Source organism: Staphylococcus sp. SUC_1.2, assembly GCF_026222585.1.
In genome coordinates, this window is the sequence record NZ_JANJPM010000017.1 from 42884 (window position 1) to 54826 (window position 11943).

General features: G+C 31.3%; 11 protein-coding genes. 9 read left to right on the plus strand and 2 right to left on the minus strand.

Features of this window, described 5'->3' with window-relative positions:
• The first annotated feature begins 50 nt into the window (after positions 1-50).
• The 7 genes from ezrA (at position 51) to NR218_RS07340 (ending at position 8022) form a co-directional block, all read left to right on the plus strand.
• Positions 51-1745, plus strand: a complete 1695-nt coding sequence (gene ezrA / locus NR218_RS07310) for a septation ring formation regulator EzrA (protein WP_071560871.1) — start codon at positions 51-53, stop codon at positions 1743-1745.
• Positions 1746-1907: 162 nt separating this feature from the next.
• A complete protein-coding gene (locus NR218_RS07315) occupies positions 1908-3044 on the plus strand; it encodes a cysteine desulfurase family protein (protein WP_019835457.1) in 1137 nt (378 codons plus the stop codon).
• On the plus strand, positions 3045-4268 hold the full coding sequence (gene thiI / locus NR218_RS07320) for a tRNA uracil 4-sulfurtransferase ThiI (protein WP_048761519.1): 1224 nt from the start codon (positions 3045-3047) through the stop codon (positions 4266-4268).
• Between the two features lie 30 nt (positions 4269-4298).
• Positions 4299-5084 carry a sulfite exporter TauE/SafE family protein gene (locus tag NR218_RS07325; RefSeq protein ID WP_080979090.1) on the plus strand — a complete coding sequence of 262 codons (786 nt, stop codon included), beginning with the start codon at positions 4299-4301 and terminating at the stop codon, positions 5082-5084.
• A 93-nt stretch (positions 5085-5177) separates the two neighbouring features.
• Positions 5178-5672: a thiol peroxidase gene (gene tpx / locus NR218_RS07330; RefSeq protein ID WP_071560870.1), complete on the plus strand. Its 495-nt coding sequence runs from the start codon at positions 5178-5180 to the stop codon at positions 5670-5672.
• A gap of 123 nt (positions 5673-5795) precedes the next feature.
• Entirely contained in the window at positions 5796-6743 is a 948-nt protein-coding gene (locus tag NR218_RS07335; protein WP_172473602.1) for a class I SAM-dependent methyltransferase, read from the plus strand.
• A gap of 82 nt (positions 6744-6825) precedes the next feature.
• Positions 6826-8022, plus strand: a complete 1197-nt coding sequence (locus NR218_RS07340; RefSeq protein WP_172473603.1) for an acetate kinase — start codon at positions 6826-6828, stop codon at positions 8020-8022.
• A 179-nt stretch (positions 8023-8201) separates the two neighbouring features.
• On the opposite strand, the gene NR218_RS07345 is transcribed toward NR218_RS07340, so the two are convergent.
• Positions 8202-8699, minus strand: a complete 498-nt coding sequence (locus NR218_RS07345) for a universal stress protein (protein ID WP_048761525.1) — start codon at positions 8697-8699, stop codon at positions 8202-8204.
• Positions 8700-8851: 152 nt separating this feature from the next.
• Here NR218_RS07345 and ald point away from each other — a divergent pair, with 152 nt between their 5' ends.
• Positions 8852-9970, plus strand: a complete 1119-nt coding sequence (ald, locus tag NR218_RS07350; RefSeq protein WP_172473604.1) for an alanine dehydrogenase — start codon at positions 8852-8854, stop codon at positions 9968-9970.
• 88 nt (positions 9971-10058) lie between these two features.
• Here ald and NR218_RS07355 read toward each other — a convergent pair whose 3' ends face one another.
• Positions 10059-11114 carry a M24 family metallopeptidase gene (locus NR218_RS07355; protein WP_172473605.1) on the minus strand — a complete coding sequence of 352 codons (1056 nt, stop codon included), beginning with the start codon at positions 11112-11114 and terminating at the stop codon, positions 10059-10061.
• Positions 11115-11243: 129 nt separating this feature from the next.
• On the opposite strand from NR218_RS07355, the gene NR218_RS07360 reads away from it, so the two are divergent.
• On the plus strand, positions 11244-11933 hold the full coding sequence (locus tag NR218_RS07360) for a metal-dependent hydrolase (protein ID WP_172473606.1): 690 nt from the start codon (positions 11244-11246) through the stop codon (positions 11931-11933).
• Positions 11934-11943: the final 10 nt, after the last annotated feature.

Sequence of the window (11943 nt, forward strand, 5' to 3'; positions counted from 1 at the left end):
ATGACGGGATAAGATACGTTATAATAATGATAATATAGGAGGAGAATGAGATGGTTTTATACATTATATTAGCAATTATTATTATTATATTGATTGCTGTCGGTATTATGTTTTATTTACGTTCTAACAAACGTAAAATGGTTGAGCAAGCAGAAGAACGTAAATTAAAAGTTCAACAGTTACCTTTTGAAGATAATTTAGAAAAGTTATCAGCTTTAAACCTTAAAGGTGAAACGAGAACAAAATACGACGCGTTAAAACAAGATACATTAGATCACACTAATAACTATTTAGCACCAGTAGAAGAAAAAATTCATGACGCTGAGCTTCAACTTGATAAATTCCAATTTGCAGGAGCTCAAACTGAAATTGATGACGCTCATGAATTAATGGATAGATATGAAGCTGGTTATCAGTCACAAGTAGATGAAGTAAATGAAATTCTTTCTCTACATAAAGATAACGAAGCAATCTATGAAAAATGTAAAACAGAGTATCGTGAAATGAAAAGAGATGTTTTAGCAAATAGACATCAATTTGGAGAAGCGGCAGCTCCTCTTGAAAAACGTATTGAGGCTTTTGAACCAGAACTTGATCAGTATGACATGCTGAAAGAAGAAGGTAACTATGTACAAGCTCATAATCATATTAATGGATTAAATGAATCTATTAATGAAACAAAAAGATACATGGATGAAATTCCTGATTTAATTAGAGAAACTCAAAAAGAGTTACCAGGACAATTCCAAGATTTAAAATATGGTTGTAGAGATTTAAAAGTAAATGGTTATGACTTGGATCATGTAAAAATTGATGGTACATTACAAAGCTTAAAAACTGAATTAAATTTTGTAGAACCTATGATTAGTCGTCTTGAATTACAGGAAGCTAATGATAAATTGCAACAAATTAATGATAAGCTTGATGAAATGTATGATTTAATTGAGCATGAAGTAAAAGCTAAAAATGAAGTTGAAGAAACAAAAGAAGATATTACAAATGAATTATTCAAAGCGAGAGAAATGAACTATACGCTTAGAACAGAAATCGACTATATACGAGAAAACTATTTCATTAATGAAAGTGATGTTCATAGTATTAGACAACATGAAAATGAAATTCAAAATCTAGTTGTAGTATATGATGATATTCTAAAAGAAATGTCTAAATCTGCTGTGAGATACAGTGAAGTAAAAGATAATTTAGAATACTTAGATGAACATGTAAAAGTGATTAATGAAGAACAAGAAAAATTACAAAATCATCTGATTCAACTTAGAGAAGATGAAGCTGAGGCTGAAGATAATCTATTAAAAATTCAATCGAAAAAAGAAGAGATTTATCGTCGACTTCTTGCTTCAAACCTAACAAGTGTTCCAGAGCGATTTGTTATTATGAAAAATGAAATCGACCATGAAGTAAGAGCGGTCAGCGAACAATTTAACGAACGTCCGCTTCATGTTAAACAACTTAAAGATAAAGTTTCAAAAATTGTAATTCAAATGAATACTTTTGAAGATGAAGCGAATGATATATTAGTCAATGCAGTCTATGCAGAACGATTAATTCAATATGGAAACAGATATCGTAAAGATCATCATAGTGTAGATAAAAGTTTAAACGAAGCAGAACGTTTATTTAAAAATAACCGTTATAAGCGCTCAATTGAAGTATCAGAGCAAGCACTTGAAAGTGTAGAACCTGGTATAACAAAACATATTGAAAATGAAGTGATTAAAGGATAATACATTTTTATAGTTAGAGAATGACCTAGACATCCACATATTTCTAGGTTGTTCTCTTTTATTTTTTTAAAAAAATAGTATAATGCTTGAGTGTCTATTTTTAAGTCGAGAAATCTAAAATATGTTTTAGATATGTTATTGATGAAAGTGAGTGTTCTATATATGATTTATTTAGATAATGCTGCCACAACAAAACCGAACCAAGCGGTTTTAGATTCATTTCTAAAAGTAAGTGAGAAAGCTTATTATAATGCTAATAGTCCTCATCAAATGGGTTTACAATCAGAAAAAATATTATTACAGGCTAAGTCGCGTGTAAAAGAGATGTTAAACCTCAATAATAATACTGATGTCATTTTCACAAGTGGTGCCACTGAGTCTAATAATATTGCACTCAAAGGTATTGCATTAAGAAAAAAACAGTTTGCGAATGTAATCATTACCTCAGTATTAGAGCATCCATCAGTATTAGAAGTGATGCGTTATTTAGAAACACAAGGATTTATATTGAAATATGTGAATGTGACTCCAAATGGTCAAATAGATATTAATCATTTAGAACAATTAATGACGGATAATGTGGGCTTAGTAACATGTATGTATGTCAATAATGTTATGGGACAAATACAACCGATAAAAGAAATTGGCTCATTATTAAAACAATATCCTAAGGCACATTTTCACGTAGATGGCGTTCAGGCTTTAGGGAAAATTCCAATGCAATTAGAGAATGTAAATAGTGTAAGTTTTAGTGGTCATAAATTTAATGGTTTAAAAGGTCAAGGCATATTAATTATCGATAATAAGGAAAAAATTGAACCGACAGTATTTGGCGGTGGTCAAGAATATGGAATTAGAAGTGGTACTGTAAATTTAGCAATGAATGTTTCACTTGTGAAAGCAATGGAAATTGCAATTCAAAATTTAAATGAGCTTAATCATCGTCTATCACGTTATAATAAAGTAATTAGAGAAAGTTTAAGTCAATATAAAGGAGTGTATATTAATTCTCCAGAAAATAGTGCTCCGCATATTTTAAATATTGCTTTTCCAGGAGTAAAAGGAGAAGTGCTTGTTAATGCGTTCTCAAAATTGGATATTATGGTGTCGACTACAAGTGCATGTTCGTCTAAAAGAGAAAAATTAAATGAAGTTTTGTTAGCAATGGACATCGAGGACAACAGAATAGAGGGAAGCGTTCGCTTATCCATGGGTGAAACTACAACAGAAAAAGATATCGAACAATTTAAAGATAAATTTAAATTAATCTATGCTCAAATAAAGGAGTTGTTGAAATAAATGAAATATGATCATATTTTGGTAAGATATGGAGAACTTACGTTAAAAGGAACAAATAGAAAAAGATTCACAAATGTATTAAAAGAAAATGTGATTCAGTCATTACGTTCATTAGAAGGTACACGAGTTAAATGCGAGAGAGATCGCATGTTTATCTCGCTTTTTGAGGAAGCAAATGTAAATGAAGTCATGAATCGTTTAACAAAGATATTTGGCATAAAATCTATTAGTCCAGTATTTAAAACAACACAAAATCTTGAAGATATAAAACAACTTTGTGTTTCGTTAGCTAAAGACTTTGCACATGGAGATACTTTTAAAATTGATGTAAAACGTGTAGATAAATCATTTTCATTAGATACGTATCAACTACAAAGAGAACTAGGTGGTGTCATTTTAAAATCAGTTGATCATTTAAAAGTAGATGTTAAACGTCCGACACATAATATTAAAGTGGAAGTACGTAAAGAAGGCGTATATATCTATACTAAAGTTATCGATGGTGCTGGCGGATTACCTACAGGTACAGGTGGTAAAACACTTCTTCAGTTATCAGGTGGGATTGATTCACCAGTAGCTGGTATGGAAATGATGAAACGTGGCGTAAAAATAGAAGCTATTCATTTTCACAGTCCACCATTTACAAGTGAAAAAGCGAAAGATAAAGTGATTGAATTGACACGCATACTATCTGAACGTGTAGGACCCATTAAATTACATATTGTTCCTTTCACAGCACTTCAAAAACAAATCAATAAGTCTGTGCATCCACGATATACCATGACTTCTACTAGACGCATGATGTTACGAGTGACAGATATTATTTTAGAACGTATTGGAGCGAACGCTATCGTAAATGGTGAAAATTTAGGTCAAGTAGCTAGTCAAACATTAAAGAGCATGTACGCAATCAATGATGTTACATCTACTCCTATTTTAAGACCACTTATTTCTTTAGATAAAGAAGATATTATTAAAAAAGCAAAAGAAATAGGAACATTTGAAGTTTCAATACAGCCTTATGAGGATTGCTGTACGATTTTTACCCCTAAAAACCCTGTAACTGAACCAGATTTTGATAAAGTTGTTAAATATGAAAGTGTGTTTAACTTTGATGATCTTGTTCAAGAAGCAGCAGACAATGTAGAAACAATAGAGATTAATAAAGATTATAAAACTGAAAAAGATAAAAGTACTGATGCACTCATTGATGAATTATTTTAATATGAAAGTATTAAAGTAATTTAATAAGGGGTGGGCGTTATAGAACTAAGTTTTCATATTATTTTCATTATTATTAGTTTTGGTTTCTTGGCAGCATTTATAGATGCTGTTGTAGGTGGCGGTGGCTTAATATCAATTCCTGCACTCTTAGCTATAGGAATGCCGCCATCATTAGCATTAGGTACAAACAAATTAGCAAGTGCGTTTGGCTCATTAACGAGTGCAATCAAATTTTTAAAATCTGGAAATGTTGATAAAAAAATAGTATTTAGACTATTTCCGTTTGTATTTATATTTGCAGTTGGTGGAGCAAGTTTAGCTACTTTCTTGCCATCAGATGTTTTGAAACCACTCGTTATAGTCATATTGACACTTGTTTTAATTTACACCATTTTTAAGAAAGAATGGGGTAATGTCAGAACGTTCTCTAAATTTACTATTAGTAAAGCGATTGCCTTTATATCACTTCTGCTTTTAATTGGATTTTATGACGGATTCTTAGGCGGAGGTACTGGATCATTTATGTTATTTGTATTATTAATGTTTGGATTTGATTTTTTAAGTGCAGCTGGTAATGCAAAAGTATTAAACTTTGCTTCAAACGTTGGTGCATTAACATTATTTATTATTCTTGGTCAAGTAAATATAGCATATGGATTAATTATGGCAGTCAGTATGGTGATTGGGTCGTATACTGGTGCACATTTTGCAATCAAAAAAGGTGTAGGATATGTCAAAATTTTATTTATAATAGTTACCATTTTACTCATTTTAAAAAATACCTTTGATTATATCATGCAAATCATTTCAAATTAAAATAGTAGTTAGTGTTTTAAATGATTGAAATAAGTTTAAATACTATCGTATCATTAAACTATAATTTAAATAACTAATGGGAGGTCATATAATATGACAGAAATTACTTTTAAAAATAACCCTATAAATTTAGAAGGAACTGAGGTTTCAAAAGGAGATGTGGCTCCTAATTTTAAAGTTTTGGATAATAGTTTAAATGAAGTTACTTTAGATAATTTTAAAGGGCAAAAGAAATTGATTAGTGTTGTTCCTTCTATTGATACTGGCGTATGTGATCAACAAACTCGCAAATTTAATGAAGAAGCTTCTCAAGAAAATGGTGTAGTACTTACAATTTCAGCGGATTTACCTTTCGCTCAAAAAAGATGGTGTGCATCAAATGGTCTAGAAAATGTAATTACGTTAAGTGACCATAAAGATTTATCATTTGGTGAGCATTATGGTGTTGTTATGAAAGAAATGAGATTATTAGCGCGTTCTGTTTTCGTATTAGATGAAAACAATCATGTAGTTTATAAAGAGTTAGTTCAAGAAGGTACTGATTTTCCAAATTTCGAGGCTGCTTTAGAAGCATATCGTAATATTTAAGTCACTACTAAATGATTAAATTAAAGATATAATACTAATATTGTCCATATGTATTTTAAAATGAATGATTTCGTTTTAAGACATTTGCATTATGGACATTTTTTTATTGGAAAGGAATTGAATATGGCAGAAGAACAAACTATTATGGAAAGATTATTCCGAACTTTAGATGATAAAGCTAAGTCGTTAAATGAAGAAAATGGTCAAAGCTTTATAGAAAATTTAGGTTTAGCAATGGAAGATGTATATCGTAATCAACGTACCCTATTAGAACAAGCAACGCTTCAAGATCGTCGAAAAGCATTTCAATTTGCTTACTTAAGCTTATTACAAGAAGAAAATATTCAGGCAAATCATCAAATTACACCAGATTCTATTGGCTTAATTTTAGGTTTTTTAGTACAAAAATTTATAGAAAATAATAAAGAATTACAGATTGTTGATATTGCAAGTGGAGCTGGTCATTTAAGCGCTACAGTGAATGAAGTATTAAAAGATAGCGAAGTTATGCATCACTTAATTGAAGTAGATCCTGTTTTATCGAGAGTTAGTGTGCATCTAGCGAATTTTTTAGAAATACCATTCGATGTGTATCCTCAAGATGCGATTATGCCATTACCATTGGAGGAAGCTGATGTGGTTATTGGAGATTTTCCTATTGGATATTATCCTTTAGATGAACGTAGTAAAGAAATGAAACTTGGATTTGAAGAAGGCCATAGTTATTCACACTTTTTACTGATCGAACAAGCCGTCTATGCTTTAAAACAAAGTGGCTATGCTTTTTTAGTAGTACCTAGTAATATTTTTGAAGATGAACATGTGAAACAGTTACAAAATTTTATTACTACAGAAACTGAAATGCAAGCATTTTTAAATCTTCCTAAAACATTGTTTAAAAATGAAAATGCACGTAAATCAATTTTAATACTACAAAAGAAAAAAGCAAATGAAACTAAGCCTGTAGAAGTGTTATTAGCTAATATTCCGGATTTTAAAAATCCTAATCAATTCCATGGTTTTATTAACGAATTAAATGAATGGATGGACGCAAATCATTCACAAAAATAAACTGTGATATTCTTGAATTACTTCTGTATTAGTGGTTAAATAGATATGGATATTTAATATATAAATTGGAGGACAATGAATCATGTCTAAATTAGTTTTAGCGATTAATGCGGGAAGTTCTTCTTTAAAGTTCCAACTTATCAGAATGCCTGAAGAAGAATTAGTTACAAAGGGCTTAATTGAGCGTATTGGTATTAAAGATTCAATATTTACTATTGAAGTAAATGGTGAAAAAGTAAAAAGAGTTAAAGATATTAAAGATCATGAAGAGGCAATTAATATCATGTTAGATAGCTTCAAAAAACATGGTATTATTAATGATATTAATGATATTGCTGGTACAGGGCATCGTGTTGTTCATGGTGGAGAATTATTCCCTAAATCTGCTTTAGTCACTGATGAAGTAGAAGAAAAAATTGAGTCATTAAGTGAATTAGCGCCATTACATAATCCTGCAAACTTAATGGGAGTTCGTGCCTTTAGAAAGTTATTACCTAATATTCCACATGTTGTAGTTTTTGATACTTCATTCCATCAAACTATGCCAGAAAGTTCTTATTTGTATAGTTTACCATATCACTATTACAAAGATTTTGGTATTCGTAAATACGGTTTCCATGGTACAAGCCATAAATATGTATCACGTCGTGCGGCTGATATTTTAGAAAAACCTATTGAAGAATTACGTATTATTTCTTGTCATATTGGTAATGGTGCGTCAATTGCTGCAATTGATGGTGGGAAATCTATCGATACATCAATGGGCTTCACTCCATTAGCAGGTGTAACAATGGGTACACGTTCAGGAGATATTGATCCAGCTTTAATTCCATTTATTATGGAAAAAACAGGTAAAACTGCTGATGAAGTTTTAACAGTTTTAAACAAAGAATCTGGATTATTAGGTATCTCTGGTACTTCAAGTGATTTACGTGATTTATTAGGTGAAGCTGCCAATGGCGATGAACGAGCTGAACTTGCTTTAGATATTTTTGCTTCTAGAATTCACAAATACATTGGTTCTTATGCTGCTAGAATGCATGGCGTTGATGTTATTGTCTTCACAGCAGGCGTCGGTGAAAATTCATCACCAATACGTGCTAAAATTTTAGAAGGCTTAGAGTTTATGGGTGTTTATTGGGATCCTAAGAAAAATGAATCTACTCACGGTGAAGAAGCTTTCATAAATTACCCACACTCTCCAGTTAAAGTAATTGTTGTTCCAACTAATGAAGAAGTCATGATTGCAAGAGACACAGTAAAATTCGGTGAATTATAAGATATATATAAAACGATGAGATTAAACTTATCTCATCGTTTTTTAGAACATAACAGGGGAATAGAACAAAATTCATATTGAATTTGTTGTCCCACTCTAATGTTGTATCTCTAACATATTAAAGAGGTCTGAGACACTTCCTTATGTCTCAGACCTCTTTATTTAAATACATTACTTTATTAAGAAAATTGTTTTCTAAATTCAGGAGTTGCAACTTCAGGTTGGAAATCTTCTGGAATTTCTTCAGTACGCACGACAAGTACATCACATGGTGCATGACGAACGATTGCTTCTGAAACAGAACCAACGATAAATCGTTCTACTGCATTTAATCCTGAAGTACCACACATTATTAAGTCGACACCTAATTCATTTGCTAACTTTTTAGGTATAATCGCTTTAGGTGATCCAAATTCTAAACGAGTTTCTACATTTGTAACACCTGCACGTGAAGCAACTTCTTTATAGCCTTTTAAAAGTTCATCAGAAAAACCTTTAGATTTTTCTGTGAATTGAGCATCGTACACTTCATAAGAAGAGTAAGTTCTTGAATCGATAATATTAACAATAGTTAATTGAGCATCATTACGTTTAGCAACGTCTACAGCTTTGTTGAATGCCCATTCTGCTTCATGTGAACCATCAACTGCGATTAAAATGTTTTTATAAGTTAACATCTTAATTCCCCCTTAACTTTTCTTAATTCAATTTTAACATAAATTTCTGAATATTTAATATTTATAATTCAACAATTATGTGGACATTGTGTATCTTTGATGATTGCGCTTTCATTACTTTGGCGTTACCATAAGGAGTGGAGGTGGATGGAATGAAAATCGGTATTCCAAAAGAAATAAAAAATAATGAGAATAGAGTAGGTCTATCACCAAGTGGTATACATGCATTAGTTGAACAAGGACATACAGTACTTGTTGAAACAAACGCAGGTTCTGGTTCATATTTTGAAGACGGAGATTATAAACAGGCTGGTGCAGAAATAGTTAATGATGCAAAAACAACTTGGGATGTAGACATGGTGATTAAAGTAAAAGAACCATTAGAAGAAGAATATAAATATTTCAGAGAAGGTCTTATCTTATTCACATATTTACATCTTGCTAATGAGGAAAAACTTACTCAAGCATTAGTTGATAATAAAGTAGTAAGTATTGCCTACGAAACAGTTCAATTACCAGATCGTTCTTTACCTTTATTAACACCAATGAGTGAAGTTGCAGGACGTATGTCAGCTCAAATTGGTGCAGAATTCTTACAAAAAATTAACGGTGGAATGGGTATTCTACTTGGTGGCGTGCCAGGTGTACCAAAAGGCAAAGTTACTATTATTGGTGGCGGTCAAGCAGGTACAAATGCTGCTAAAATTGCTTTAGGATTAGGTGCAGATGTAACTATTTTAGATGTAAATCCTAAACGTTTAGCGGAATTAGAAGATTTGTTTGACGGTCGTGTTAATACAATAATGTCTAATCCACTTAATATTGAAAATGCAGTTAAAGAAAGTGACTTAGTTATTGGTGCAGTATTAATTCCTGGAGCGAAAGCACCAAGTTTAGTTACTGAAGAAATGATTAAACAAATGAAAGACGGTTCGGTAGTAGTCGACATTGCTATTGACCAAGGTGGTATCTTTGAAACTACTGATAAAATCACGACACATGATGATCCAACTTATATTAAACATGGTGTTGTACATTATGCAGTAGCGAATATGCCTGGTGCAGTTCCACGTACGTCTACTATTGCTCTTAATAATGCGACTTTACCTTATGCACAGTTACTTGCTAATAAAGGATATAAAGAGGCATTTAAAGCAAATCAACCTCTTTCATTAGGTTTAAATACGTATAAAGGTTATGTAACAAATAAAGGTGTTGCAGAAGCTTTTGATTTAACTTATACATCTATTGAAGATGCATTAAAAGAATAATCTAAATTAATTCAATAAAAAGCGGAATACCATTCTTTATGAGTGACTATTCCGCTTTTTTGATATAAAAGAGAGATTTAATTTTAAATTACTTATTATAATGTGTAAGTACTTCAAACCCAGTATCAGTGACTAAAATATCATCTTCAATTCTGACGCCAGCGACATCAGGCACATAAATGCCAGGTTCAATTGTAATCACCATACCTGCTTCAAGTAAATTTGTATTTGTACTTGATACATCTTGATATTCATGTTCTTCTAAACCGAGTCCATGTCCTAATCGATGAGGGAAGAAATCACCGTAACCCGCTTCTGAAATAATGTCTCTAGCAATTTTATCAATATTTTGTAAAGGGATACCTGGTTTAATTGCTTCAATAGCACTTTGTTCAGCTTTTAATACAATATCATAAATCGTTCTTGCTTCTTTACTTGGTTCACCAAATTTTACAGTTCTTGTCATATCACTACAATAATGATTATAGACTACACCTAAATCAAATAATACATATTCATTCTTAACTAATGTTCGATCTCCAGGTGTACCATGTGGAGATGCAGCATGGTCACCAAATAGTACCATTGTATCGAAACTCATTTCACTAACGCCATATTTTTTAATTTCATTTTCAATATGATTTACAACTTCTCTTTCAGTTACGCCTTCAGATAAAAATGAAACACCAATATCTATACATTTATCTGCAAGTTCAGCAGCTTTTTTTATATTTTTAACTTCATTTTCATCTTTAATATTTCTTAGCTTTTTAATAGTTAAATCGATATCTTCATACGCTTTAACGTTAAAGTTATTCGTAAGTTCTCGTTGACGTTTAACAGTGAGATGTTCACTTTCAATTAATAATTTATCAAATGTATGGGGTGCTAAATCGAAAGGACTCTCAGTATCTAAATAGCCAACAATATTTCCATTAAAAGATGAATGCTTAACTTCTTCAACTTCCATTTTAGGACAATATAATGTGCATTCACCATTTGAAGTTATAAGTAACGCAAACAATCTTTCATGAGGTTCACTTCTATAACCTGTGAAGTAGAATATATTAAGTGGAGTAGTAATCCATGCTGCATCAGCATTTTTATCTTTTAATGTTGCAATAATTTCGTCTGTTTTAATCATAATACGTATCCTCCTATAGTTTAATCAATTTAATTTTACGTCTAAATAGAAATGAATTCAAAGTGTTTCAAGTTATAAATATAATTATCAGGGTATAATAATAATATTAAAATATAGGAGGTTCTATATATGAAACTTTCATTTCATGGACAGTCAACGATTTATTTTGAAAGTAATGGTAAAAAAATAATTGTTGATCCATTTATTTCTGGTAATGATAAAAGTGATTTAGATGAGCAGACATTAGATGTGGATTATATTATTTTAACGCATGGACATGGTGATCATTTTGGTGATGTAGTTGAATTAGCTAATCGCAATCATGCTACAGTGATTGGTTCTGCAGAAGTACAAGGCTATTTAACCACGTATCATGGAATTGAACACGCACATGGTATGAATATTGGCGGTAAATACCAATTTGATTTCGGTACAGTAAAATTTGTTCAAGCCTTCCACAGTTCAAGTTATACTAATAAAGATGGAATACCTGTTTATTTGGGTATGCCAATGGGTGTTATCATTGAAGCAGAAGGTAAAACAATTTACCATGCCGGAGATACTGGTTTATTTAGCGATATGAAATTAATTGCTGAACGTCATCCAGTAGATGTATGTTTTATTCCTATTGGTGATAATTTTACTATGGGTATTGAAGATGCAAGTTATGCAATAAATGAATTCATTAAACCTAAAATTTCAGTGCCTATTCATTACAATACATTCCCATTAATTGAACAAGATCCAGAGAAATTTAAAGAAGCTGTATCTCAAGGAGAAGTACAAATTTTACAACCTGGTGATGAAGTGACATTTTAATGATATATAG